The 25,927-nt window shown below is 52.7% G+C and carries 24 protein-coding genes; 10 read left to right on the top strand and 14 right to left on the bottom strand.

Annotated elements, in window-relative coordinates; translation table 11 throughout:
* The first annotated feature begins 225 nt into the window (after positions 1-225).
* From aspS to AC0VXT_RS12650, 3 genes are all read left to right on the top strand, one after another.
* Entirely contained in the window at positions 226-2,013 is a 1,788-nt protein-coding gene (aspS, locus tag AC0VXT_RS12660) for an aspartate--tRNA ligase (RefSeq protein WP_101303983.1), read from the top strand.
* 173 nt (positions 2,014-2,186) lie between these two features.
* Positions 2,187-3,149, top strand: a complete 963-nt coding sequence (locus AC0VXT_RS12655; protein ID WP_475545728.1) for an SPOR domain-containing protein — start codon at positions 2,187-2,189, stop codon at positions 3,147-3,149.
* Between the two features lie 2 nt (positions 3,150-3,151).
* Positions 3,152-4,000 (top strand): EipB family protein, encoded by an 849-nt coding sequence (locus tag AC0VXT_RS12650; RefSeq protein ID WP_475545727.1) that lies wholly within the window; start codon positions 3,152-3,154, stop codon positions 3,998-4,000.
* Positions 4,001-4,111: 111 nt separating this feature from the next.
* On the opposite strand, the gene AC0VXT_RS12645 is transcribed toward AC0VXT_RS12650, so the two are convergent.
* Positions 4,112-4,426 (bottom strand): ArsR/SmtB family transcription factor, encoded by a 315-nt coding sequence (locus AC0VXT_RS12645; protein WP_022733399.1) that lies wholly within the window; start codon positions 4,424-4,426, stop codon positions 4,112-4,114.
* 766 nt (positions 4,427-5,192) lie between these two features.
* Here AC0VXT_RS12645 and AC0VXT_RS12640 point away from each other — a divergent pair.
* From AC0VXT_RS12640 to dxs, 5 genes are all read left to right on the top strand, one after another.
* Positions 5,193-6,122 (top strand): histone deacetylase family protein, encoded by a 930-nt coding sequence (locus AC0VXT_RS12640; RefSeq protein WP_475545726.1) that lies wholly within the window; start codon positions 5,193-5,195, stop codon positions 6,120-6,122.
* Between the two features lie 127 nt (positions 6,123-6,249).
* Positions 6,250-6,513: an exodeoxyribonuclease VII small subunit gene (locus AC0VXT_RS12635; RefSeq protein WP_475545725.1), complete on the top strand. Its 264-nt coding sequence runs from the start codon at positions 6,250-6,252 to the stop codon at positions 6,511-6,513.
* An 11-nt stretch (positions 6,514-6,524) separates the two neighbouring features.
* Positions 6,525-7,421: a polyprenyl synthetase family protein gene (locus AC0VXT_RS12630; RefSeq protein ID WP_475545724.1), complete on the top strand. Its 897-nt coding sequence runs from the start codon at positions 6,525-6,527 to the stop codon at positions 7,419-7,421.
* Positions 7,422-7,432: 11 nt separating this feature from the next.
* Positions 7,433-8,401 (top strand): alpha/beta hydrolase family protein, encoded by a 969-nt coding sequence (locus tag AC0VXT_RS12625; protein WP_475545723.1) that lies wholly within the window; start codon positions 7,433-7,435, stop codon positions 8,399-8,401.
* A gap of 101 nt (positions 8,402-8,502) precedes the next feature.
* A complete protein-coding gene (gene dxs, locus AC0VXT_RS12620) occupies positions 8,503-10,422 on the top strand; it encodes a 1-deoxy-D-xylulose-5-phosphate synthase (RefSeq protein WP_475545722.1) in 1,920 nt (639 codons plus the stop codon).
* An 83-nt stretch (positions 10,423-10,505) separates the two neighbouring features.
* Here the strand turns inward: dxs and AC0VXT_RS12615 are convergent, their stop codons facing one another.
* The 8 genes from AC0VXT_RS12615 to dctP all read right to left on the bottom strand — a co-directional run bounded on the left by AC0VXT_RS12615 (position 10,506) and on the right by dctP (position 19,847).
* Complete coding sequence (locus tag AC0VXT_RS12615; protein WP_475545721.1) at positions 10,506-10,874, bottom strand: TonB-dependent receptor domain-containing protein; 369 nt, start codon at positions 10,872-10,874, stop codon at positions 10,506-10,508.
* Complete coding sequence (locus AC0VXT_RS12610; protein ID WP_475545720.1) at positions 10,777-12,744, bottom strand: TonB-dependent receptor; 1,968 nt, start codon at positions 12,742-12,744, stop codon at positions 10,777-10,779. Before AC0VXT_RS12610 ends, AC0VXT_RS12615 begins: the two co-directional genes overlap by 98 nt.
* A 170-nt stretch (positions 12,745-12,914) precedes the next feature.
* Entirely contained in the window at positions 12,915-13,697 is a 783-nt protein-coding gene (locus AC0VXT_RS12605) for a glucose 1-dehydrogenase (protein ID WP_475545719.1), read from the bottom strand.
* Positions 13,698-13,855: 158 nt separating this feature from the next.
* A complete protein-coding gene (locus AC0VXT_RS12600; protein WP_475545718.1) occupies positions 13,856-15,382 on the bottom strand; it encodes a malonate--CoA ligase in 1,527 nt (508 codons plus the stop codon).
* 11 nt (positions 15,383-15,393) lie between these two features.
* Positions 15,394-16,710, bottom strand: coding sequence for a malonyl-CoA decarboxylase (locus AC0VXT_RS12595; RefSeq protein ID WP_475545717.1), 1,317 nt, complete (start codon positions 16,708-16,710; stop codon positions 15,394-15,396).
* On the bottom strand, positions 16,710-18,026 hold the full coding sequence (locus AC0VXT_RS12590; RefSeq protein ID WP_475545716.1) for a TRAP transporter large permease: 1,317 nt from the start codon (positions 18,024-18,026) through the stop codon (positions 16,710-16,712). Before AC0VXT_RS12590 ends, AC0VXT_RS12595 begins: the two co-directional genes overlap by 1 nt.
* A 12-nt stretch (positions 18,027-18,038) precedes the next feature.
* Positions 18,039-18,728 carry a TRAP transporter small permease gene (locus AC0VXT_RS12585; protein WP_276653960.1) on the bottom strand — a complete coding sequence of 230 codons (690 nt, stop codon included), beginning with the start codon at positions 18,726-18,728 and terminating at the stop codon, positions 18,039-18,041.
* Between the two features lie 111 nt (positions 18,729-18,839).
* A complete protein-coding gene (gene dctP / locus AC0VXT_RS12580) occupies positions 18,840-19,847 on the bottom strand; it encodes a TRAP transporter substrate-binding protein DctP (RefSeq protein ID WP_101303564.1) in 1,008 nt (335 codons plus the stop codon).
* Positions 19,848-20,165: 318 nt separating this feature from the next.
* Here dctP and AC0VXT_RS12575 point away from each other — a divergent pair, with 318 nt between their 5' ends.
* Entirely contained in the window at positions 20,166-20,843 is a 678-nt protein-coding gene (locus AC0VXT_RS12575; protein WP_022733412.1) for a GntR family transcriptional regulator, read from the top strand.
* Positions 20,844-20,850: 7 nt separating this feature from the next.
* Here the strand turns inward: AC0VXT_RS12575 and AC0VXT_RS12570 are convergent, their stop codons facing one another.
* The 4 genes from AC0VXT_RS12570 to AC0VXT_RS12555 are packed head-to-tail and all read right to left on the bottom strand — an operon-like array spanning position 20,851 to position 24,423.
* The gene (locus AC0VXT_RS12570; RefSeq protein ID WP_475545715.1) at positions 20,851-22,146 is read right to left on the bottom strand and encodes a lipopolysaccharide biosynthesis protein; all 1,296 of its coding nucleotides are present in this window, start codon (positions 22,144-22,146) and stop codon (positions 20,851-20,853) included.
* Positions 22,127-23,383: a hypothetical protein gene (locus AC0VXT_RS12565; protein WP_475545714.1), complete on the bottom strand. Its 1,257-nt coding sequence runs from the start codon at positions 23,381-23,383 to the stop codon at positions 22,127-22,129. Before AC0VXT_RS12565 ends, AC0VXT_RS12570 begins: the two co-directional genes overlap by 20 nt.
* A complete protein-coding gene (locus tag AC0VXT_RS12560) occupies positions 23,383-23,784 on the bottom strand; it encodes a glycosyltransferase (RefSeq protein ID WP_475548582.1) in 402 nt (133 codons plus the stop codon). Before AC0VXT_RS12560 ends, AC0VXT_RS12565 begins: the two co-directional genes overlap by 1 nt.
* 21 nt (positions 23,785-23,805) lie before the next feature.
* Positions 23,806-24,423 (bottom strand): glycosyltransferase, encoded by a 618-nt coding sequence (locus tag AC0VXT_RS12555; RefSeq protein ID WP_475545713.1) that lies wholly within the window; start codon positions 24,421-24,423, stop codon positions 23,806-23,808.
* Between the two features lie 195 nt (positions 24,424-24,618).
* Between AC0VXT_RS12555 and AC0VXT_RS12550 the strand changes: the two genes are divergently transcribed.
* The gene (locus AC0VXT_RS12550; RefSeq protein ID WP_475545712.1) at positions 24,619-25,359 is read left to right on the top strand and encodes a TlyA family RNA methyltransferase; all 741 of its coding nucleotides are present in this window, start codon (positions 24,619-24,621) and stop codon (positions 25,357-25,359) included.
* Between the two features lie 33 nt (positions 25,360-25,392).
* Here the strand turns inward: AC0VXT_RS12550 and AC0VXT_RS12545 are convergent, their stop codons facing one another.
* Positions 25,393-25,821, bottom strand: a complete 429-nt coding sequence (locus AC0VXT_RS12545) for a GlcG/HbpS family heme-binding protein (protein ID WP_475545711.1) — start codon at positions 25,819-25,821, stop codon at positions 25,393-25,395.
* Between the last annotated feature and the right edge of the window lie 106 nt (positions 25,822-25,927).

Genomic DNA, 25,927 nt, shown 5'->3' with positions numbered 1-25,927 from the left:
TGCGCCCAACGGCGAGACCGCACTTGACGCGGTGCCCCCAGAAGCGTTTTATACCGCTGAAATTTTGATGCCGTGCATGATCGGCTTTGAACACACCCTACACAAACGCCCCGGATTTACTGTGGCGCAGGTGTTGCGGTGCGTTTTTTGTTTGACAGCGCGGGACTGGCATGCACCTTTGCGGCCAAATTTGCGGCCCAAAATATAAAGCAACCTGGAATGACAATGCATCCTTTTCGCTCACACAATTGTAATGCGCTGCGCGCGACCGACGCCGACGCGGAAATTCGCCTGTCTGGCTGGATCCACCGTAAACGTGATCACGGCAACCTGCTGTTTGTTGATCTGCGCGACCATTACGGCATCACCCAGGTCGTCATCGACATTTCAAGCCCGCTGTTTGAAGTGCTTGATAAGGCGCGCGCCGAAAGCGTGATCACGGTGGATGGCAAGGTCGTTAAACGTACGGCTGAGACCATCAACCCGAACCTGCCGACCGGCGAGATCGAAGTTTACGCATCGAACATCGAAGTTCAGTCGTCTGCCGACGTTCTGCCGATGCCGGTATTTGGCGATGTTGAATACGGCGAAGAAGTTCGCCTGCGTCACCGGTATCTTGATCTGCGTCGTGAAAGCGTTCATTCAAATATCGTTCTGCGTTCGAACGTGATTTCGGCGATGCGTCAGAAAATGACCGCGCAGGGCTTTTTGGAAATCCAGACCCCGATCCTGACGGCAAGCTCGCCAGAAGGTGCGCGTGACTTCCTGGTGCCATCGCGTATGCATCCGGGTAAATTCTATGCCCTGCCGCAGGCCCCCCAGCAGTTCAAGCAGCTTCTGATGGTGTCGGGTTTTGATAAATACTTCCAGATCGCACCATGCTTCCGCGATGAAGATGCGCGTGCCGACCGGTCACCGGGCGAATTTTATCAGCTTGATTTCGAGATGGCCTTTGCCACTCAGGAAGATGTGTTTGCCGCGATTGAGCCGGTTTTGCATGACATCTTTGTCGAGTTTGGCGGTGATCGTGATGTGACGCCATTCCCGTTCCCGCGTATTCCGTTTGATGAAAGCATGGCGAAATACGGGTCGGATAAACCTGACCTGCGCAACCCGCTTCTGATCAGCGACGTTACCGAGCCGTTCCGTGGGTCGAGCTTTGGCATCTTTGCATCGAACATCGAAAAAGGCTCGGTCGTGCGTGCCATTCAGGCAACCGGTGCGGCCGCCCGCCCGCGTAGCTTCTTTGACAAGCTCAATAACTGGGCGCGCGACGAAGGGGCTGCTGGTCTTGGCTATATCGTCTTTGCCGAAGGCGGCGAAGCAAAAGGCCCGATTGCCAAAAATCTTGATGCCGAGCGCATCGCGCAGATTAAGGAAATCACTGGTGTTGCCGATGGCGACGCGGTGTTCTTTGTGTGTGACAAGGCACTGGCCGCGGCCAAATTCGCCGGTAAAGTTCGTGACAAGGTGTGTGACGAACTTGAACTGCGCGAAGAAGGTATGTTCAAGTTCTGCTGGATCGTTGATTTCCCGATGTTTGAGGAAGACGACGACGGCAAGATCGAATTTAGCCACAACCCGTTCTCGATGCCGCAGGGCGGACTTGACGCACTTGAGAACATGAACCCGCTTGATATCAAGGCATGGCAGTATGACATCGTGTGTAACGGTATCGAATTGTCGTCGGGTGCCATTCGTAACCATCGCCCGGACATCATGTACCGTGCGTTCGAAATTGCCGGTTATGGCAAGGACGTGGTCGAAGAACAGTTTGGCGGTATGCTTAACGCATTTAAATTCGGCGCACCGCCGCACGGTGGTTCTGCCCCGGGTGTTGACCGTATTGTCATGTTGCTGGCCGATGAGCCGAACATTCGCGAAGTCATTGCCTTCCCGCTGAACCAGCAGGCACAGGATTTGATGATGAACGCGCCGTCCGGTGTCGAAGACAAGCAGCTTAAAGAGCTTCATCTGCGTGTGCAGATGCCAGCGAAAGTCAAAAAAGACTGATTTTGGGCGTCATCCCGATCAGACTGCATCAAACGGCCCGGTTTTTACCGGGCCGTTTTGTTTTGGCGGCGATTGTTTCCGCACATGTTTCACCGGGTCGCTTACCTAATATTAACTGCCCTTGATCCACAGTGCGGGTTGAAAATAAAATCGATCCGTCGGGGGATGGCCTTGTGAAGAAGATACTTGTTGTCGCGGCACCGTTGCTGCTTTCTGCGTGTGGCGGGCCGGTGGAATTGACCGTTGCCAAATTGGCCGGTGATTTAATCAGCTATGTCACCACGGGAAAAAGCACAACCGATCATGCCGTTTCGGTGGTCGCAGATCGTGATTGTGCCTTGCATCGTCCGCTGTTTTCCGACGATATCTGCAAGGATGATGACACAATTCTTGCCGAACAGGCATCCGCCCTTGCGGTGATGGGCGAGCCGGAAATCAAACAGGAAATCCGCACTGCACGTCCGGAAATCTATGCGGTGAACGCCCCGGCCGAAGACTGGTCACGTCCGGCATCGCCAAGCAGCGTGTCCAAGACCGTGATCAAAACAGATTTGCCCCCGCGTGCCCCGGAAGCCAAAGCCACAGGATCCAACGCCGCAGAGACGGTATCTGCGCCGGTGTCTGAGGTGAAAGTCGCTGCTGCATCCGACGAACTGCCGTCACGTACGATGGCGCAATATGCGCGCAGCAACGATCCGCTTAATGTTGAGGCAGAAGCCAACGCCGCGATTGCCGGATATGTTCCGGCCGAAACACCGGCCGATGTTGTCGGCGAAACGCAAACGGCCGCCTTGGTCGATACCACCATCGTGAGCGACACTGTCGAACGGGTGACAAAGCCGGTTGAAACCGATGCCAATGGCGATGCGATGGCAGGGGATGTGTTGACCGTGCCGTTGCCTGGTGAGTATGTGGTACTGGCAAGCTTTAGCAATCAGGCACGGGCGCATAACGCACTGGAACTTTATCATGAATATCAACCGCGCCTGATCAGTGCTAAGGTCAAGGGACGTGATTATCTGCGTGTTGCGGTTGGTCCGCTGTCGTCCGAGCATGCAAATGATTTGCGCCTTCTTGCTGCCAAAAAGGGGGTTAAAGATCCCTGGATTGTTGGAGTTGCTCCTACCGGAGAATAAGTTTGTCTGGGTTTCTTAAAAATATTGACCAACATCGGCGTTCCTTTGCGGGGACGCTGATCTTGTGTTTGGGTGTTTCGGGCTGTGCTGCACAGGCCGGAAACGTGACATCGGCGCAGTCTGCGTTGGTGTCCCATACGGCAGAATACAATTTCAAAATGTCCCGATCCGATCAGGGCAGTTCGATTGTCGATGCGACAGGTGCGCTTGGCTATCGGTTTGAAAAGGTCTGTGATGGCTGGATCACCGAGATGCAGCAAATCATGATCCTTCAGGGGGCCGAAGGCACGCCGATCAATTCGGCATTTTCGATGACCCAGTGGGAAAACTTTGACGGCACCCGTTATCGTTTTCGTATGCGTGATTATCTGAACGGGACGAAGGTTGATGAGGTTGTTGGTGACGCGGTCCGTGAAAGCGACGGCGTCAAGGTCACCTATGAACAGCCGGTTGAGGTGGTCGATGAGCTGCCGGTTGATACGATGTTCCCGACCCAACATTCGATCCAGTTGCTTGCGCGTGCGGAAGAGGGCGAAAAGTTTGCCAATGATCTGGTGTTTGATGGCAGCGGCGATGCCCCGACCAATCGGGTGGCGGTTGTTATTTCAGACGCCAAAACGGTAGATAGCAGTGCCAAGGACCAAAGCGGTCTGACCAAGGTGCCATTCCATCGCATGAACCTTGCGTATTACCCGCTTGGTGAGGTGGAAAATGGGCCGACAACCGAAATGGCGGTTGATCTGGCGCGCAATGGTGTGGCGCACGCATTACGATTTGACTATGGCGATTTTGCCGTTCTTGGGACGCTTGATAAAGTGACCGAGTTGCCGGCACCTGATTGCGGTAAATAAGGATTGTTGTTCGTTGACTGGGCCGTTCAGGTTCAGGGCGAACCGAAGCCACAAAAAAAGCCTGCCATTTCTGGCAGGCTTTTTTTGTGGGGAGATCCCGCTATTCTGTCTTCAGGCTGCGGCAGCATTGCTTGTTTCGCAATACAGCCCATACAGTGTTTTGATCACGCGCAGTGCGTCATCACCCTGAAGAGAATAATAGATGGTTTGTGCTTCGCGACGGGTTTTCACCAGTTTGTCGCGACGCAGGCGGGCCAGATGCTGTGATAGAGCGGACTGGCTCAGTCCGACAATCCGTTCCAGCTCGCCGACCGATTTCTCGCCTTCGTTAAGTTGGCAAAGAATAAGCAGTCTGCTCTGATTGCTCATTGCCTTAAGCAGGGTGCTTGCCTGCTCGGCATTGTGTTCCAGATGGTTTAATTCCATTTGGCTTCCTTATAAACATGGCCTCAACGGGCCATTGTCCCAATGAAAATACCATATAGTTACCATTTACGCTGACGGCAACTTTTAAGAAGTATTTCCATGCTTTCTACAACCAATTATCCGGGAAGGTTTGGACAATTCAACCCGATCAAATCAGTATGCACCTTATTCTCAAGTATATGACGTTTCTGTCAAGATAGTGTTTTCACAGACGCTTGCGGAAAACCGCATTGCTTTGGTCATAAACTTGTTTTTGTTGTCCGTCTGTCGAATGCCGAACATGTATCCCGGCTTTCGCCCGGAAATGGAATTCTACAGACTTTCTAACGTATTACACTACTTTAGAAAGTTTTTGCGCCTATTTTAGGGCAATCTGTTGGCCGATTGATGGTGGCGTGGTTTTGCGGTTTTGTTCATCATGATTATCGAATATCACACGTTTATTATGTAAGGCTGTGCGATCCGTCACACCCGATCATAAAACAATTCTAATTCTTAGACTCGGCGCAAGACGAAAAAGCCAGAGCCCCATCAGCGCCCTGTTAAAGAACTTGCGATAACCCGGTCTGATGTGCTGATTTAGGGTCTGAACCCATTTCAAGCATTCAATTGGGTTCAGACCCTAAAACAAAGTGGCGGTACATTTCTGCTGTTAAAACAAAACGCATCACAAGAGCGCGAAGCACCCCGGTGTCATCGTGCCATTATGGCCGTTCATATGCCGCTGGCCATACAGGGAAACCAAAACAGGAAGGCGATCCAGACCGTGGCGACATTGTTTGTGACCCATCACAATTGCATCGAACATGACACCGGGCCGGGACACCCCGAAAGCCCCGATCGGTTGCGCGTGATACAGCGTGTGCTTGAATCCGAGGAATTCATGTTCCTGCACCGCGAAGAAGCCCCGAAAGCAGACATCAATCTGATCAAGTCGGTGCATGATCCGGACTATGTCGATAGCGTCATGGCATCGATCCCGACCGAGGGTGTTATCGCCCTTGATGGCGATACCTATGTGTCGCCGGGGTCGGGGGATGCCGCCCTTCGTGCGGTGGGCGGGGCGTGTGTGGCGGTGGATGCGGTGATGGCGGGTCACGAACGCAATGCGTTTGTTGGCGTGCGCCCGCCCGGTCATCATGCGGAATATAATCGTGCGATGGGGTTCTGCCTGTTTAACAATGCCGCAGTCGCCGCCCGTCATGCGCGCGATACATACGGGATCAAGCGGGTGGCGGTGATGGATTTCGACGTGCATCACGGCAATGGCACGCAGGATTTGTTCTGGAACGATCCCGATCTGTTTTATTGTTCCACCCATCAATGGCCGCTTTATCCCGGCACGGGGGCGGAAACCGAACGCGGATGTGCCAATAATATCCTTAATGTCGGGTTGGAATCCGGATCGGGGACGGCAGAACTACAGCATGCCTTTACGCAAACGGTATTGCCCGGTATTGCGGCGTTCAAGCCGGAACTTCTGATCATTTCGGCCGGGTTTGATGCCCATAAGAACGATCCGCTGGCCGGACTGGCGTTTTCCGATGATGATTTTGTCTGGATGACACAGCAATTGATGGCACTTGCCGATGCGCAGTGTCAGGGGCGGGTGGTTTCGATCCTTGAGGGGGGCTATGACCTGCCGTCGCTGGCGAAATGTGTGTTGATGCATGTGCGGACACTTATGATGGGCTAACGGTCGGCTAAGGGGTTGTTATTGCGGTTCGCGCGAATGTTTCATGATGACGAAATTCCGTTCTGTCTGGTTGCCCTGAAACCGATCAGGGCGTAAACTCCGCGCCAATCAAATTAATGGAGCTTACATGTCCGAGGCTACTGCAACCCCCGCCATCCCCGAAGATATCGCCAAACTCAGCTTTGAAGAGGCACTGGGCCAGCTTGAAACCCTTGTCCGTCAGCTTGAGCAGGGTCAAGTCGGGCTTGATGACGCGATTGCATCCTACGAACGTGGTGCGGCGCTTAAACGCCATTGTGCGGACAAGCTGCGTACCGCCGAAGAGCGCATTGAGAAAATTACCCTGAATGCAGATGGCCGTCCGGCTGCTACCCCCACTGAAATTGAATAATCGGAGACCGCGTGGTGAGTTATGACCTGCTTGCCGGCCTGAGTGTTGCTGCTGCCGATCTTGGCGAGACGCTCGATGATATTTTGCCACGTCCCAATGGCCAGATTGAGCAACGCCTGTATCAGGCGATGCGCTATTCAACCTTGGGCGATGGCAAACGACTGCGCCCGTTTTTGGTGCTGAGCTCCGCATCACTGTTTAAGGTATCGCGCCGTTCTGCCCTTCGGGTCGCGGCTGCTGTTGAAATGGTGCACAGCTATTCGCTGATCCATGACGATTTACCCGCGATGGATGACGATGATCTGCGCCGTGGCAAGCCAAGCTGCCACAAGCAGTTTGACGAGGCGACGGCGATTTTGGCGGGCGACGCGCTTTTGACCCAAGCCTTTGAAGTGATCGCCGATGAGGATACCCATCCCGATCCGCGTGTTTGCACCGATCTTGTGCGCGCCTTGGCGCGTGCGGCCGGACCAAATGGCATGGTCGGCGGGCAGATGATTGATCTGGCGGGCGAGGGCCAGTCGTTTGATCAGGCCCAAGTGACCCATTTGCATCTTTTGAAAACCGGCCGGATGTTTGCCTTTGCCTGCGAAGCGGGCGCGATTCTGGGCAAGGCGCCCAAAAGCATTCGCATGGCATTGCGATCCTACGCCCATGACATGGGGCTGGCGTTCCAGATCAAGGATGACCTTCTTGATGTAGAGGCAAGTTCGGAAGAACTGGGCAAGACGGCAGGCAAGGATGTTGATCAGGACAAGTCAACCTTCGTCAAATTGCTTGGGCTTGATCAGGCCCGTGATCAGGCGCAAATGCTGTGTGATCAGGCCATCAATCATCTGGGCTGCTTTGACGCCGAAGCCGAGCCACTGCGCGCCGTCGCACGGTTTGTGGTTGAGCGCGGTCGATAAGAGCGCCTAATATGACGGATCAGCCGCAGTATTCAGCCGGTTTTCGCGACCGGCTGTTTGACAAAGACCCGTTCCCATTGGCGATCTGGTATCCGTCGGGCGTGGCGGAAAAGCCGGTTCGGCATATGGGCGTTGTGTCAACTGCGGCACGCGGTGCGGCGTTTGCATCCGATGGGCCGTTTCCGATGGTGGTGTTTTCGCATGGATCGGAAGGCCACCGGTTTAACCAGTTCTGGCTGGCGGAATATCTCGCCCGGCGGGGCTATATCGTTGCCGCCCCGCAGCATGCCGGGGACAATTACCTTGATCCATCCGATGCCCGCCAACTGACAATCATTGAACGCCGTCCGCGTGAAATGGAAATCGCCCTTGATCTGTTGCTGGATCACGGCGATATCACCCCGCATATCGACCAGGATAAAATCTATGCCCTTGGTCATTCGGCAGGTGGGGCGACGGTGCTTAAGATGGCCGGATGGAATTTTGATGCCAGGGCGTGGCAAAGCTATTGCGCGGTCAATGCGGACAAAGACCATGTGATTTGCCAATATGCGCCGCAAGATCATCACATTGAAGGGCTACAAGGTCGATATGGTGGGCCGGTGGTCTCGGTGCGCGATGACCGGATTTCTGCCGTGGTTGCGATTGCGCCAGCCTTTGGGGTGGCGGCAACCGATGATGGATTGGCCGATATCAATGTGCCGGTGTTGTTTGTTGAGGCGGATACAGATGAAATCCTGCTTGATCACGTCAATGCGGCGCATTTTCGCAAACTGTTGAAGGGCCGTGCAAAATTTGTTCGGATCAAGGGGGCAGGGCATTATTCATTTTTGCCCAAATGTACGCCCTATATTGCCGAAAATTTCGGCTTTTTATGTCGGGATTTCGGGCGGGATCGAGAGGCCATTCACCGCACCGTCGAGCAGGTTGTTTATGGCTTTTTGCAGCATGTGAAAACAGGTGAAATTCAGGGTCGCTAAATCAGGTGAACCCCGCTATTTTACGCTGCTTGCAACATCGGGCTTAACACGTCACCCTGTTGTAACAATCGTCTTATAAAAAATTGAAAATTGAGATCGGTATGAGCACGACCTCCAAGACCCCGCTCCTTGATACGGTGAACACTCCGGAAGACCTGCGCACGTTGCAGCCTGCCCAGATGAAGCAGATTGCCGATGAATTGCGTGCCGAGGTGATTGATGCCGTATCGGTCACTGGCGGCCATCTTGGCGCTGGCCTTGGTGTGGTTGAGCTGACGGTTGCCATTCATTACCTGTTTGATACGCCCTATGACCGGGTGATCTGGGATGTTGGGCATCAATGCTATCCGCATAAAATTCTGACCGGGCGGCGTGATCGGATGCGCACCATTCGTCAGGGCGGTGGTCTTTCGGGTTTCACCAAACGATCCGAGTCTGAATATGACCCGTTTGGGGCGGGGCATAGCTCCACCTCGATCTCGGCCGGTCTTGGGATGGCGGTTGCCAACCAGCTTTCCGAGGACAAACGCAAAAACGTCATTGCCGTGATTGGCGATGGGTCGATGAGTGCGGGCATGGCCTATGAGGCGATGAACAATGCCGCCGCCACCGATCAGCGTTTGATTGTGATCCTCAATGATAACGACATGTCGATTGCCCCGCCGGTGGGCTCCATGTCGGGGTATTTGTCGCGCCTGATTTCCGGTAAGGGGTATCAGGGGCTTCGCAATGCGGCCAAGGGCCTGACCAAGCATTTGCCGCGTCAGATTGAAGAAGCCGCACGCAAGCTTGAAGAATATACCCGTGGCATGGTCACGGGTGGCACCTTGTTTGAAGAAATGGGATTCTTCTATGTCGGGCCGATTGATGGTCACAACATGGATCATCTGTTGCCGGTTTTGAAAAACGTCCGCGATGCCAAGGTTGATGGCCCGATCCTGATCCATGCGGTGACGCAAAAGGGCAAGGGATATGGTCCGGCGGAAAATGCGGCGGATAAATATCACGGTGTTGCCAAGTTTGATGTTGTAACCGGCAAACAGGCAAAACCGACCCCGAATGCGCCAAGCTACACCAAGGTGTACGGCGAAACACTGGTCAAGCTGGCCGAAAAGGATGACAAGGTTACGGCGATTACCGCCGCCATGCCATCAGGCACCGGGGTGAACATCTTTGCCGATCATTTCCCGGATCGTGCGTTTGATGTCGGGATTGCCGAACAGCATGCAGTGACCTTTGCCGCCGGGATGGCGTGCGAAGGATATAAACCGTTCTGCACGCTCTATTCGACATTCTTGCAGCGTGCCTATGATCAGGTTGTGCATGATGTCGCAATTCAGAATTTGCCGGTGCGCTTTGCGATGGATCGGGCCGGATTGGTTGGCGCCGATGGGGCCACCCATGCCGGGGCCTATGATATTGCCTATTTGGGGTGCCTGCCGAACTTTGTTTTGATGGCGGCGGCCGATGAGGCCGAACTGGTGCATATGACCACGACCGCATGGGCGATTGATGATCGCCCCAGTGCATTCCGCTATCCGCGCGGCGAAGGGGTTGGCGTTGAAATGCCGACCGAGGGTCAGGTTCTTGAAATCGGTAAGGGCCGCATTCTGCGCGAAGGCGGCAAGATTGCCATCCTTTCATATGGCACGCGTCTGGCGGAGGCCTTGATTGCCGCCGAGGACCTTGCCGCACGCGGATTTCCCGCCACGGTGGCTGATGCGCGCTTTGCCAAGCCGCTGGACCATCAATTGATTGCCGATTTGGCGCGCAATCACGAAGTCCTGATCACCATTGAAGAAGGATCAATTGGCGGGTTTGGTGCGATGGTGTTGCAGCATATGGCGGGGCAGGGATTGCTCGATAACGGGCTTAAAATCCGCACCATGGCGTTGCCAGATGTGTTGATGGATCATGACAAGCCGGAAATCCAGTATGAGAAAGCGGGCCTTGATGCCAAGGCAATTGTCAAAACCGCCCTTGGTGTGCTGGGACTGAGCGAAAGCAAGGCGCGGGCCTGATCTAATCTGATCTGTTTTTAGCAACTGAAATTCAAAACGCCGCCCAAATATGGGCGGCGTTTTGGTATCTGTGTGATCGTGGTTTAGAAGTCGGCAGTCAGAGACAGCTTTGCCGTCAGAGGGGCACCCATCGTCAAGTATCCGCCATTGGCCGATGCCCAATAGTCATTGTCAGCGATGTTTTCGATATTGGCGCGAATGGTGACAGGGTAGTCATGTACTTCGGTCACGTAGCGTGCACCAAGGTCAACACGGGTCCATGACGGAATTTCGAGGGTATTGGCCTCGTTGACATATTGTGATGCCGTATGGATGACGCGGGCATTAACCGTTGCCCCCTTAAAGAACGGCAGATCATATTCCATATTCAGCTTTGCGACATATTCCGGAACCCCGGAAGGTGTGTTGCCGTCGTTGTTGCCGCCAGCGGTGCCGGTCAGTTCCAGAGTCATAGAATGTCATGCCGCCCAGAATCCGAATGCCCGAGACCGGTTCACCAAATGCGGTCAACTCGACGCCACGGTTTTGCTGTTCGCCGTCTGCTGCATAGATCAGCGTGTCCGAATTGGTATAGGCCGCTGGTTTTGATGTTTGGAACAGGGCAATGCCGCCGCCAATCACGCCGTAATCGGCCTTTGCGCCAATTTCGAATTGTTCGGCCTTATAGGGGGCCAACGTGTCGCCGCTATTGGCGGCGGTGTTTGGCGCGGTTTCACCTTTTTGCAGACCTTTGGCATAGTTGGCATAAACCGACAACTGATCAGAAAGGTTGCCAACAATGCCTGCCATGGGTGAATAGGCCGACTGATTGTAGTTTTCGGTCTCGTTTCCGCTGGCAAGATCAAATGTCGTTACATTGATCTTTTGATGGCGAACCCCGCCGGTCACGTGAATTGTATCGTCCCAGAATGTCAGAGTGTCGGCGAGGAAGTAACTTGTCATTTTGGTGGTGTCACGTAGTGGCATATCGTCAAAGTCACCGCGTGCCAGCGTTACAGTTGGGCTATGGTTGGCCGGATGGTCGCCATAAATGTTACCTGCACCAGAAAGGGTTGAGTAGAACTCATATGCCTGATGGTTCTTTTGCCACATGCCCGAGGCACCAAGGTTAACCTCATGCTGGATCGGGCCGGTTTCAAATTTTTGACGCACGCCGGCTAAAGTGCTGATATTTTCATCTTCACGTTTGATGACGCTGCCAGTGTAGTCGGCGGTGCCATCTGTGCTTGTCAGTCTGGGCGTTGAATAGCCACCTTCTTCTTCCATGTGACGACCACCAAGGGCGGCGTAGACCATCGTGTCGTCGGAAACATCATATTCGGCGCGAAGTTGAGCGAATGTGTCCTGCAGGTCACTGTAGGTCCATTCGCTATTGTAATTCAAATCCGACGAAGGTGCATCGGGGATTGACGTCAGCGCAGAGCCAATGTTGATCGGTGAGCGGCCACGATCAATGTTTTGTTCGTTGATCGCGGCATCAAACGTAATGCGCGTTTTGTCGCCCCTGTAATCAAGGGCGATGGAGCCAAGTTTCGTTGTGCGGTCTTCATCATCAATCGCAGTTTCGCCATCACGGTAGACAAAGTTGGTGCGCACACCAAACTGATCATCCTTGCCAAAGCGCCGTCCGACATCAAGATGCCCGCCGGCTTGTTCGGCATTGGCATAGCTTGTGGTGACACTGGTAATCGGATCATCGGTCGCACGTTTCGGTACGAGGTTGATCGAGCCGCCAATGCCGCTTGTTCCCGGTGGAACACCATTGAGGAAGGTCGAGGCGCCTTTTAAGATTTCGACGCGATCATACATCTCAATCGCGACGAGTTGGCGCGGTGCTGTGCCATACATGCCATCGAGCGATATATCATCGGAATCAAGGTTAAAGCCGCGAACAGTAAACCGGTTACCAAAGCCGCCGTAACTGTAAGAGTTGGTGATAGAAGGATCATTGTCGACGACGTCGGCGATGTCTTCTGCCTGCTGGTTCTGGATCAGGTCGCTTGTGTAGCTGGTGGTGGCGAAAGGCGTATCCTGAATATCTTGATTGCCAAGAACACCAACGCGGCCACCGGTCGCGACCTGTCCGCCTGCGTATGCTTCGGGCGTCGGATCGCCTGCTTTTTGGTTTATCGACGTTTCAACCCGTATTGGCTCAAGTTCGTCGGTTTCAGAGGTGTCTGTTTTGGAATTGTCTTCCACACCAGACTGGTCTTGCGACTGTTCCTGTGCGTGGAGATGCGGAATACCGACTGCAAAGGTGTTAACGGATGCCAGCAAGAGTGTACTGAGTGCATACCGTTTCGGAAATGGTGAGAAAGACATTTGTTGACCCCAAAATCAAAAGAATGCTGTGAGTGACAGCACAATGATGAGGGGTAGTTATCACAAGTAATAACTATTCTCAATGAGAATGATTATTATTTCCGGTAAGACATTTAAGGAAGGGATATTCAACTTATTGTTTCGGAATGCTTTTGATCGCGGGGTATGTGTTAGTCGAGATAAACCATTTTATGGGTCATGCCGCCATCAATCCGGATGGTTTCCCCGGTCATGAACCCCGACTTTTCAGGATCAAGAAGGAAGGAAACAGCCTGCGCGATGTCTTCTGGCGTGCCAACGCGCCCGACCGGGTGTTGCGATTTGTCGGTTTCGCTGTGGTCGGGCGACGACTTGTTGGATTGTTTTTGCCAATCGCTAACCTCAATCCAGCCCGGAGCAATGGCATTGACCCGCACATCCCCCGATAGGCTGACCGCCAAGGCATGGGTGAGGGCGACGATGCCGCCCTTGGAGGCGGCATAGGATTCTGTGTCGGGTTCGGACTGAAACGCGCGGGTCGAGGTGATGTTGACGATGGCCCCATTGGTTTTGCGCAGGTGCTGGGTCGCGTGCTTGGTCGTCAGAAACACACCGCCAAGATTAACATTGATCACCCGTTGCCAGTCATCCCAGTCAAGATGTTCGACCGCGCCGGAATGCGGGTTGGCAATGCCTGCATTGTTGACAAGGCCATCTATGCGGCCAAACCGGTCAATCGTGCGCTGCACGGCGATGGCGACATCCTTTTCGTTGGAAACATCGCCGGGGAAAAATAGGCACCGGGTCCGGGTTTCATCGTCGAGTGCGGCCATGACTTCATGCCCGGCTTCTTCATCACAATCAAACATCATGACTTTCCACCCGACATTTAAAAGGTGCTGGGCGATGCCAAGGCCAAGTCCCTGTGCGCCACCGGTGATAAACGCAACTTTGTGGTCGGGGTGATCAATCATGACGGGCCTTTGTCTGGGGTGCGGGGATATGCCGGAAGTGGACATGTCATAACTGGCTTACGATGGGCGCACGCGCAAGGCCCAAAAAAAATCCGGCCAGAACGTTTCTGACCGGAAGTTGGGTGCTGCGTGTCCGGCAGCGGGAGATAGCGAGTGGCTTATTTAGGTCCTGTGGCAAAGGTGTCTTCATAGGCCTTACGCAGTTGGGCTTTTTGAATTTTGCCCATGGTGTTGCGCGGCAATTCATCCAAAATCCAGATGCGTTTGGGGACCTTGAATTTTGCCAGTTTGTCCTGTGTGCGTTTGATGATGGCATCGGTGTCCGGCGTGCTGCCATTTGCGGGGACAATCACACCGGCAACGGCTTCGCCAAAGTCGGGGTGGGGCAAGCCAAAGATCGCGACTTCATCAACTTCGTCATAGTCGGCGATGATTTCTTCGACTTCTTTGGGGTAGACGTTAAAGCCACCCGAAATGATCAGATCCTTGTCCCGACCGACGATGGTGATGTAACCGTCTTCGCCGATGGTGGCGAGATCGCCGGTGATAAAGAACCCATCAGAGCGAAACTCCGACGCGGTTTTTTCGGGCATCTGCCAGTATCCCTTAAACACATTCGGGCCGCGGACTTCGAGAACGCCAATCTCACCAGCGCCAAGAACCTTGCCATCCTTGTCACAGACACGGGCCTCGGTACCCGGTAATGTCGGGCCAACCGCACCGGGGCGGCGTTCGCCGTCCAGCGGATTGGATGTGTTCATGCAGGTTTCGGTCATGCCATAGCGTTCAAGGATTTTATGGCCGGTCCGTTCAAAGAACGCATCATGGGTTTCGGCCAGAAGCGGGGCCGACCCCGAAACGAACAACCGCATGTTAGCGGTAACATCCTTGGTAAACTGCGGATGTGCGAGAAGGCGGGTATAGAAGGTCGGAACCCCCATCAGAACGGTTGATTGCGGCAAACGTTCAATCACATCATCAGCATCGAATTTTGGCAGTAGGATGACCTTGCCACCATTCATCAGCATGATGTTGATGGCGACAAACAGCCCGTGGGTGTGGAAAAGCGGCAGGGCATGCAGCAACGTATCGCCGGGTTTGAACCCCCATGCGGTATGCAGCGTTTTGGCGTTTGATCCCAGATTGTTGTGGGTCAACATCGCACCCTTGGACCGGCCGGTGGTGCCCGATGTGTACAGGATGGCAGCAACGTCATCCTTATTGGCATCAACCACATCAATAAGCGGGGTGACGGTTTTGGTCTGATCATTCAGGCTGCCATCCCCGGCACTGCCAAGCGACAGGACGGTGCCGACGTTGTTTTTGCCGCCAAGTTCCTGTGCGATATCGATGTTTGCCGGGCGGCAGACAAAGACACGCGGGGCCGCATCACCCAGGAAATAGGCGATCTCGTCACCGGTATAGGCGGTGTTGAGCGGCAGATGGATCGCCCCAAGTTGCAGGCAGGCCAGATACAGTGCGAGGACATCGGACGATTTATCGACCTGTGCGGCAACGCGGTCGCCCTTGATGACACCATGGGATGCCAAAACAGCGGCATAGCGCCCGGTCTGGCCAATCAGCCAGGTAAAGCTGCGTTCCGTGCCGTCGCGTTCGACCAAAAAGGTCTGTGATTTGTCTGCCGGGAAGCGGTCAAGGAGTGTTTGAAATAGATTATCTGACATGGTCTTGTTCCTTAGATACCGGCAAGCTGTGCAACGGATTTTGATGTGGCGATTTTTCCGTCATTCATCAGTGCTTCGTGATTTTTTTCTATATCGTTGAGATGATAGGCATAATTCACCATCATGCCGCCGGCCTGACGCAATCCTTTGTCCGACGTATCGCCGAGCCAGTTCAGCCGTTCAAGCTGTGCGCCATTGCCAAGATGGAACCGTGCTGTCGGATCAAGCGGCGATTTGCCGCGCTTACACGTCGCAAGATATGTCGCACACAAGGCAACCGTTGGTTTGCGAAGTTTTTCGGCCTGAACCGGATCATCCATCCAGTTATCCTGGCTTAAGCCATCAAGAACTTCACCCGCCAGATCAGCATCGGCGGCTTTGCTTTTTTGGCGGGTGCGCAGCCATCCGACAAAGCCCGGAATGGGCGACAGGGTGGCGAACTGTTTGAGTTTGGGGAATTCGCGTTTGAGTTCTTCGACAACCTGTTTGATCAGGAAGTTGCCAAACGAAATACCCTTAAGCCCGGCCTGACAGTTGCTGATCGAATAGAAAATCGCAGTGTTGGCCGTTTCGGGTGCGGTTTTGTCGATTTCGGGTGCCAGAAGCGCCTGCACACTATCGGCAAGACCATGGACAAGGGCGACCTCAACAAAGATCAGCGGATCATCGGGAATGGCCGGATGGAAAAAGGCAAAGCATTTGCGATCCGTTGCCAGACGGCGGCGCAGATCGTCCCATCCCTGAATTTCATGAACCGCCTCGTAGCGGATCAGTTTTTCAAGAATGGCGGCCGAGGTATCCCAATCAATATGGCGCAACTCAAGAAAGCCACGGTTAAACCAACTGGTCAGCAGATGCTGCATGTCGGCATTGAGCGGTTCAAGATCGCGGTTGGTCTTAAGCAACCCGATCAGGGTTTCACGCATGTCAACAATCGCACGCGTGCCGCCCGGGGCCATGTTGATTTTGCGCAACAGGTCCTGACGGACGGGTTCGGATGCGTGGGTCAGGACCGCAAGATTGGGTTCTGACGGATCCTTGGCAAATGCTTCGGCGGCCTTGGTGACTTTGGCGCGGTCGGCACTGAAGTCATTTTGCATCATCTGGAAAAAACGCAAATTGTCTTCGTCGGGCAGGTTTTCCCACATGCGGACCACTTCGCGGGCGATGGCCGTGCCACGGGCCTCACCCTTTTGCGAAACAAGGTCCTTGCACATGGCGGTAAGCTGCGCGAACTGGTCTTGCGGTGTGGACAGCGGCAGGTCAAGAAGTTCCCGCCCACGGTCCGCAATGCTGGAAATCCAGCTTCTGACAGAAATGCCTGACATTAGCGTCCTCCAATAACCGTTTCTGGAAGCCAGGTGGCGATTTCCGGGATGAAGCACAGAATGATAATCGCTGCAATCATGCACAGAACGTATGGGAACGCGCCCTTAAGGATGCTTTGCAAGCGAATGTCGGGGGCGATCCCGTTGATCACGTACAAATTCAAACCAACCGGCGGCGTGATCAGGCCGATTTCCATATTGATGGTCAGGATCACGGCAAACCAGTAGGGATCAAATCCGGCGTTGATGATGACGGGCAGCAAGATCGGTGCGCTCATCAGGATCACGGCAACCGGCGGCAAGAAGAAGCCACTGATCAGCAGGAACACGTTGATGAAACCCATCAGTACCCAGCGATTGACATCAAGCATCGAGATCCACTGTGCAATCGACTGGGTAATGAACAGCGATGACAGCATGTAACTAAACAGGCCAGCCGCACCAATGATCAGAAGGATCATGACCGATTCTTTGGTGGTGTCGCGCATAACGTGCCACAGCTGTCCCGGCTTCCACATGCGATAGACAACCATCGCTGTGATCAGGCAGAACAGCGCACCAACGCCGGCCGTCTCAGACGGGGTTGCAACGCCGCCATAAAGGGCGAACAAAACCGCACCAATGATGACCAGGAATGGCAACACACGCGGAAGGATTTCAAATTTTTCCTTCCAGCTATATTTCACAGCACTAAGCGCGCCTTGCGCATTGCCCTGACGCCATGTCGAATACAGTGACCAGGCCATAAACAGTGCCGTCAACATTAGCCCGGGCAACAGACCGGCAAGGAACAGACGTCCGATCGATGTTTCGGTTGAGATACCATAGACAATCATGGTGACACTTGGCGGGATCAGAATGCCCAGCGTGCCGCCAGCGGCAATCGAACCCGCCGCAACCGTATCGGGGAAGCCGCGTTCGCGCATCGCCGGGATGCCCATTTTACCAATGGCCGCACAGGTCGCAGGTGAGGAACCCGAAAGGGCAGAGAAAATTGCGCAGGCGCCAAGGTTGGAAATAACCAGACCACCCGGAACGCGGGTCAACCAGCGATCAAGCACGGAATAAAGATCACCACCCGCCCGGGAGGAGGCAACAACCGCCCCCATCAGGATAAACATCGGGATGGCGAGAACTTCAAAACTTTCAAGTTTACCAAACAGGATTTCTGGCAACAGCGGCAAGGAACCGGTGCCATCAAAGACGATGATAAAGCCAAGGCTTACCAGTAGAAGGCCGATGCCAACAGGTATGCCGGAAAATAGAACAACAGTGGTTGCGATGCCAACGATGGCCGCAAGAAGCAAGGGATCCATAGTGCGGCCTCCTTAGAATGCGTCGTCACGCAGATCGAACGGTGTCGACCGGCGGGTGATCAGGGACAGGAAATCGGCAAGGAACTGTAAAAACAGCAAGCCAAACCCGATGGGCAAAGCGGCATATGGTTTCCACAAAGGCACAGCCCAGATGGTTTCAGAAAGCCAACCACCTTCAAATGCCTCGACAACCAATTCCAAACCATAGACGGCAAACAGGGCGCTGATCCCCATGCCACACAGCAAGGTCACAACGGCAAGTGCCATGCGGGCCGTGCTTTTAAGATACAGCGGCAAAAGATCGACATTCACATGCCCGCGGATCAACTGGACATAGGGCAGGCCAACAAGTGTGGCGCCAATCATCATGAAAATAACGGCTTCGGTCTGCCAGACGGTGGAGGCATTCAGCACATAGCGCATGAAGACCAACTGACAAATGACCAGCATTGCCAAGGCAAACATGGCAGCAGCGGCAACACCGCAAACTCTTGAGGCAAAATGAATGACGGCAATGAACGTATCAAGCGGCCCTTGGGGCGGTCGTCTACGATCTTCTGCCTGTGCATCTTGCGGATCGATCGGCTCGACATCCGGTGGGGGCGGCATATCGGATTTAACGGAATGCGACGCACTTGGTGTCTGCGCGAAATCATCGGGCAGATCAATCGGAAGTGTGTGCGGGGACATGGCGTTCGACACGCGCGTACTCCTCTGACGGAACCGTATTGTTCTGTTTGTTTATATTCTTTGGGAAATGATGGGGTGGTGCCGGAACGTCCGGCACCACTATCAAATCACATCACGGACGGATCACTTGACGGCAAGTGCCATATCAAGAAGTTCCTGACCGTTCGGGGTTTCTTCGACGAACTTCTTATAAGAAGTTTCCATGGCAAGTTTCTGCCATTCGGCGAAGTCCTCGTCGCTCAATTCTGCGATTTCAACACCGTTTTCTTTAAAGACCGCGATGCTGTCAGAATCCTGTTTGCTGCCTTCTGCGGTGTAATAGGCTTCTGCCTTTTTCGCAGCTGCTGCCAACGCTTCTTTTTGTGCGTCGTTCAGCTTGTCGTAGCTCGCCTTCGACATCAGAACCGGCTGATACATGAACCAGAGCGCATTGCCTGCGGCCGGAGTATAGCATTTTACCTGTTCGTAGATGCGATAGGAAACAAAGCTTGATGAGCTTGTGTTGGTTGCATCAAGAACGCCGGTCTGCATCGCCGGATAGATTTCCGAACTTGGCATTGCGGCGATTGACGCACCGGCACCTTCAAGCATCTGCTCAAAGGATTTACCTGCCGCACGAATCTGAAGGCCTTTTACGTCTGCAGGTTTGCGGATGCAGCCTTTGGTCGATGCAAAGCCACCAGCGAGCCAGCCTTTGGCAACCGTGACAACACCGTCTTCGTTCAGGAGTTCTTCAATTTTCTCCATGAACGGAGATTCGTTGATGCGGTTGGCATGGTCGTGGTTTTTAACCAGGGCCGGCATCAGGGTCAGGTTGGTTGCTGGAACGCGACCACCGGCATATGCCAGCGGGTAAACAATCATATCAAGCTGGCCACGTGTCATCGGGGTCCACTGTTCCTTCGCTTTAAACAGCGAGCCTGATGGGAAAATCTGGATTTCCAGATCAACGTTGGCTGCTTTGACTTCGTCGGCAACGATCTGTGCAACCTTGTGACGGATGTCACTGGTGGACCACTGATGCGACAGCTTCAGGGTTTCAGCATCTGCTGATGCAGACATACCAAAAGCGGCAACAGACATGGTAATGGCGGCGACGGACGCCGAAAGGGTCTTCTTAAAAATCTTCATCTTTTCCTCCCGGATGAAGCATGCGTTCTAAATGCATTTGAATGGGCTTTTACGCGTCTTTTTATTGATGCGGTTTTCGCATTGAGAGAAAGCGTTACAGATTTCTGGCATCCTGTCCATGCAATTTTGTATACCAGAGATGCGTTTCGCAGTGCCACAAACTCGCGCTTGAGTGTTTGCGCTGGAATCCCGGAAAACCGGGAAATAACTTTTGCAGTGCAGCACAAAAACACATTGAGCAGACGTCCAAAAGGTTTTGATTAGTGCCAGATTATGTGTTCTGGTATACCAGTGAATGGTTGTTGAATGAGGGCGTTGATGGCGCAGAACGGAAAGCTTGCTACCGATTTGGTGCAGAAATTGGAGCGCGATATTGTCACCGGTGTTCTTAAACCGGGGGACAAACTTGATGAACGGTCGTTAAGCGAACGGTTCGGAGTTTCGCGCACGCCGGTACGTGAAGCGCTGCAAACGCTTGCCGGATCGGGGCTTGTCGCAACCATGCCAAGACGCGGCACCATTGTTGCCGCCATCACGGTCGGTGAGTTGATCGAAATGTTCGAAGTCATGGCAGAACTTGAAGCCATGTGTACCCGTCTTGCCGCACGGCGCATGCCGCGTGTCGATATTGAAAACCTGATCAAGCTGGCGGCGGCATGTGATGCGCTTCAGGAGCACGCCGACGCGGATGCCTATTACGAGGCCAATGTCAGTTTTCACGAAGCGATCTATGCCGGGTGCCGCAACAGCTTCCTTGAACGCCAGACCAAGAATGTCCGCAACCGTTTAGCACCGTACCGACGCTTGCAGCTCCATCGTCCGGGCCGTGTCAAAAAATCAAATGCCGAGCACGAAGATATTCTGACCGCTATCTCGACCGGCGATGCGCAGACCGCCGGAAAGCTCATGCATCAGCATGTTGCCGTTCAGGGTGAAGCGTTGAATGACCTTTTGGCGATTGTCCCGCGCGGGTATCTGGAGCCGTTGGCGAGCTAGACGCAGTTTAGGGAATTGTTTTAGCGCTGAGTTGCTTGAAAGAGACAAGATACCCTATTGCCCATAGAACTTGGATGATAGCAAAGGTCCACCCGGCACCCGCAGCGCCAAATAACGGCGTTAGACATGTCAGGGCAACGAGGTAAGTTGCAGCAAGGCCAATGTTGAGCCTTAGTGCAAAACTATAGCGTTTGAGGGCCAAGTTTGCGGGCGGGAAACAGAAAAGTCCAACCGCAATCCAGATGCCAATGGCATAGCCAAGGAAATATCCACTACCAAGTGGGGAGGGAAGTGGTGTGTAATCTTCCCAAAAGGCATAAATCAAAAGTGTAAGAACACTTAGTGCTACCGTTGAAATCGTTGCTCCCAGCAAAATCAGTTTTCGAAGAAGCTTGGTGATTTTTCCAAGCGGGTCTTTGCTTTCCTGAAAATTGATGAACCTAGGGAATGCGGCATTTGCGAGCGGATCAGATAAAATAAGAAGTGCGCGAAGAATCGACTTATAGACTTTTACAATGCCAGCTATTTCCGGGCTGGAGAAGGCAGATACAAATAAGACATCAAGTTCACGTGTCGCAACCTTTGACAGGTTGGTGCAATGGGACGTTGCGACAAGTTTCCAATCTTGATGCTGTAGCCTTTTCCACGTATTGCGCATCAAATCGCGAATTTCGACGCCTTTTTGCTTCAATATCGCGGTTGCCGCGGTAGTTAGTCCAATATGCCAAATACTCTCGATGATTGCTAAGCAGGTCAGAATGATTGTGGGACTATGCGTTTGCGGTAAGACAAGTGCTACTGCAAGAAGCCTGGTTACTCCGAGTGAACTGGCATGGATGGACTGCCATAAATACTTGTTCGAAAGACGCAGAATGGCACCCGCACTGCCCGAAAAGCGAAACAAGATCGATATGCTGTAAATGCTGCCGGCAAGATACCAGCTATCGGGCAAGTTCATCATAGCCATTGCCATTGGAAGTAATGCTAGTGCGAGCATAGTGGCCAATAAGTTGCTGGTAAGTTCGGTCGTGAAAAGGGCCCCAAAATGGGCGCTGAACCGTTTGGGGGTTGTATCTAGATGCGGGTAGGCATGTGATGAAACCAACTGCCAGTTCTTTGTCGAAAACAGTGTCTCCATAATCAGAGCATAGGAAATAATAACCGCAATGCCGCCCCAACTTGATGCAGGCAGAATGCTTGCCAATAAAAGTGTGGTGACAAGCTGGCATCCAGCATTGATGACGTTGCCACCAAGGAGCCAAAATGCGTCTTCTAGCAGCTGGTTACGGGGTGTCGCTTTCATGCAGACGGTTTCTTTCTGCCTGATATTCCAAGATTGAAATACTGATAAAGACGCAAATGACCGGCCAGACTGTCCGGGTCATCAAGGCAAGTTCCTTAACGTTCAGAATCAGATAGCTGCCCAAAATAACGAGGGCTAGAAGCCCATATTCTGATTTCGTTTTGAGCAGCTTAAACGATGCAAACCCGGCAATCACAATCGGCAAAAGCATCAAGAGTTGCCCAACTAACCCAATGCCATAGATTGTCAGGATGTAGCCGACATCTGAAGCGACGTAATGTCCTTCCTCTCGGCCAGTTAGTGAATTCCCCAAAAGCAACTGCCCCAAGTCGTTTGGCAAATGCCACATGGTCATAAACTGTTGACCAAATACGCTTTGAGAAGGCGAGGTTAGAAATACGAAAATCTCAAGTATTCTCTGGTAATGGGTCAGCAAAGGCCATGGTCCTAATACAACAATGACCGCAATTATTGCTATCATTGCGGTCCCCGTAATTGTTAAAGGGATTAATTGGCCCGTACGCATCTGGAGTACTTTTTTGTAGGAAAGCAGCATCAGAAGAGGGAGAAAAACTATGCCTGTTCTTGCGGTCCATATGCATGCAATTATGTTGATGGCAATGAGGACAGACGTCACTATTCTTTGTGGCAAAGAAGTAGTCTGGTGTGTGACAAAAATAGAAATTGCTACAAAGTACAGAAATGACGTGAGTGAAAGACTATAAGTTAGGCCGAGTGGTCTGCTATCCATCATCATTGTCATTTTATTTACATACTCTGCCGTGGACGTCAAAGAGTACAATGTCAACCGGAAGTCATCGGATATTTGAGATATACTTGCAATTAAAGCATGAGCGGATATTGAGATTGCTAGAGAAATCAATATATGGCGGATGTAGCGGAGATCTCTATTTTTGTAAAATTCATCAATGACAATAAATACAGCACCAAAGGTTATAGCACTTCTTATTGTGCGCAAAATCCATTGAGTAGATGCGGGCTCGTTACTCATAAATAGACCAGCATTATAAGCGATTAGAGTAATGATCGCTGCTGATATCCAGATTGACTTGGATATCAGTATTGGTATGTCGCGAGGTCTGAAGAGTGCATAGGCATAAACAGGTAGGCAAATTAGAACAGATAGATCCAAAACTGGCGTAATTTTCCAGCCAAAAATCATCACAAAAAATAAGCAGGATAGTACCAGCAAAAGAGACCGTGACTGAAGTGGCATTACAACAAAACCTGTTCTGCACGAGCGGACCACGTATGGCCTTTGCGCAATGTTTGGAGTGCTTGTGTGCCAAGGCGGGCACGAAGCCCTGCATCGTCGGCCAGTTGTTGAAGTTTGGTCAACCAGTCTTCTACCGAGTCGTGTACCGCCAACAGTCCGTTTTCCTGATCTGTAATGATTTCCTGAAGATTGGGAAGGTCAGAGGCAATAATCGGAAGGCTATAGGCCATATATTCGAATAGTTTCATCGGGCTGTTCCATGCACCAATATCTCGGTTTCCGACGGGCATTGTCGATTGGTTGGGCAGCAGCGCTATGTCGAATGTTGGATAGATGTGGTCGAGTTCGCGGTGAGGAAGGTGCCCGTAAAGATAGACGTTTGATGTAGCACTCTCGAGGATTTGCTTGCAATCGGGGGTCAGTCAACCAACTAGATGAAACTCGTGTTGTGGGTTTTCTTTTGCGAGATTGTAGACAATCTCAGCACCTTTGCCGGTGCTGAGAGTCCCGACATAGCCGACACGCAATTTATCTTTCTGCTCGTAATTTGGCGTAGGCGAAGCTGTTGGTATATTCGCGGCATCGTGGGCTACGGTTACGTCGTCGGCAGAAAGAAATGGGAAAATCTCAAGGTATTTTGATTTCAATTTTTCCGTAATCACGACCAGCTTTTTAAAGCTATGTGATTGGAAGATTTCCTTTTCGAACTTTGTATGTGTGTTCGAAGGCGGTACAGCGTGTGATTCATAAATGATGGGGGTGCCATTATTGCGAAGTGCCCAGAGACCCAACAAATTGCGTCCATAAAAAAGATCAAAATCGCTACGGTTGCCGTATCTGTATCGAATGCGCAGAGAGTCAATTAAGCGGCCACAAAGCGGCAGCGGGTTATTACGGATTTGTTCGAGATAAAAATTGTTCTTTGTTTTGTAATAAGCAAACGGATCATCACTTGAGCCGCGATAACAAAATAACGTGACGTTGTGGCCAAGCGACTTGAAGGCATCACACATATGCATGACGTGCACAGCATTTGCCATTTCCGACGGTACCGCGCTTGATGAAAGGTACAGAATTTTCAATGTTTGATCGTTTCGATTCTAGTCAAAATATGATGCACTTAAGGTGTGTATTCTCACGCATTAATGTTTGAAAGCAAGGCGTTTATTCACGTTTCATACGACCTTTTTCGTTTCCAGCGTGACCTTGTTTCCACTTTGCGCTAAAAACCGCTGATGGCAAAGAAACGTTTGGATCAGTTGCTTGTGGAACGTGGACTGGTGGAAAGCCGGTCCAAGGCGCAAGCGTTTATCATGGCAGGCAATGTCTTTAGCGGTGAGCAGCGGCTTGATAAGCCGGGCATGCAGTGCAAGGAAGACATTGCGGTGACCCTACGCGGACAGCCGCACCCATGGGTATCACGCGGTGGGCTCAAGCTTGAAAAGGGTTTGTCGCATTTTGAGCTTGATGTGACCGGTTTTATTGGCGTTGATGTTGGATCATCGACGGGTGGTTTTACCGATGTCTTGCTGCAAAATGGTGCGGCAAAGGTGTATTCCGTCGATGTCGGGCAAGGACAGCTTGACTGGAAGCTTCGCAATGACGACCGGGTGGTTGTCATGGAAAAAACCAACGCACGCCATTTGACCGAAGAACATATTCCCGACCCGATTGATATCGTTGTCTGTGATGCCAGCTTTATTGGCCTGCGCACCGTGCTTCCAGCCAGTTTGGACCGGGTCAAGCCGGGGGGCTATGTGATTGCACTGATCAAGCCGCAATTTGAAGTTGGCAAGGAACGTGTCGGCAAAAAGGGTGTCGTGCGCGAGCCTGAGCTGCATCAGGAAGTCTGTGATACGATTTCCGAGTGGCTGGGCAATTTGCCGGACTGGGAGGTTTTGGGGATTGCGACAAGCCCGATCACCGGGCCGGAAGGCAATGTTGAGTTTTTGATTGGGGGGCGGAAATCGGCCTGATTTCAGGCCGACCTGCACCTTGTTCCATTTCTGCTACTTGCCGATTTTTTTCAGGAAATGATCAATCCCGGCCTGTGCGCAATCCTGATCCTGTGGGGGGGTGCCCGAACTGACCCCGATACCACCAACGCAATCGCCGTCAACCATGACCGGCAGGCCACCGGCAACAATTGAAAGCCGTCCGCCGATTTCTGAATCAATGCCATAGGCCGGTTTGCCCGGCTGGGCGGCAGCGGCATATTCGTGGGTTGCCTTGCGGGCACCCGATGCGGTGAAGGATTTGTCCTGTGCAATCGTCGTGCTGGTGACCTTGCCGCCATCCATGCGTTCAAACGCGATCAAAACACCGGACTCATCGGTAATGGCGATGCACATCGGCACGCCGATTTCAGTGGCACGGGCACGTGCGCCTTCAATCAGGATGTAGGCGTCTTCGATCGACAGGCGTTTGATGATCAACATAACAGCGTCTCCGGTGGATTGAGGGTTCTTCAGTTGGCGGCATCTTATGGGCTGTGCTGAAGAGTGATCAATCACATAAAACGTCTTTCCGTATGGTGGAACTGCG

It is taken from the genome of Thalassospira sp. Z349TD_5, from assembly GCF_056173045.1.
The sequence above is the reverse complement of the archived record's forward strand: the minus strand, read 5'-3'. Positions and strand labels throughout refer to the sequence as shown.